1 protein-coding gene is annotated in these 602 nt (G+C 49.3%); it reads right to left on the minus strand.

Features of this window, described 5'->3' with window-relative positions:
• Positions 1-602, minus strand: a 602-nt coding sequence (locus A3750_RS23050; protein WP_255374899.1) for a flagellin, incomplete at both ends; no start/stop codon positions are given.

Below are 602 nucleotides of genomic sequence, written 5' to 3' on the forward strand. Positions count from 1 at the left end.
CCTGCATATTTTCAGAGGCAATTTGTTGATTCTGAATGGTTGATTCGAATCGGTTTTGGATAGCCCCCAAGTTAGCACGCTGAAGGTTGACCGTATTCATTGCGTTATCAACAGAGTCGAGTGCCGCAAGAGCGCCCGCGACAGTTCTTATATCAATATCTTTAACGAGGCTTCCATCTTCAGCGGCGCCATACTCTCCAACCCCAAAGCCTGAGTTAGCGATATTGCCAGTCAGGGTTTCGAGCGTTATCTTGCCTGCTGCTTCGAGAGTGATCGATGACTGTGTGGTTCCCGCAGTAGGAAGACCTAAGTTTGCTGCTGTAATACCTGTATAGGTGTCAAGCGTGATGTTACGGCCGTCTTCAGCAATTAGGCGATACGTGGAGCCGAACGCTTCTGCCCTTACACCAGTCTGACCTGCTTTATTGTTGAAAGCAGTGATCATTGCATTTTGAATGTCGGTCGCTGTATCCGATGCGCCAATCGAAATATTGACGACCACGTCATTCACTTCGAAGCTGCCCGCGTTCGCGCCGGTGGCAAGTGCTCCACCGTTAATGATGTTTTGGTTAATAACCGCAGTGACGCCCGTTTGCTCACTA

It is taken from the genome of Oleiphilus sp. HI0079 (assembly GCF_001635105.1).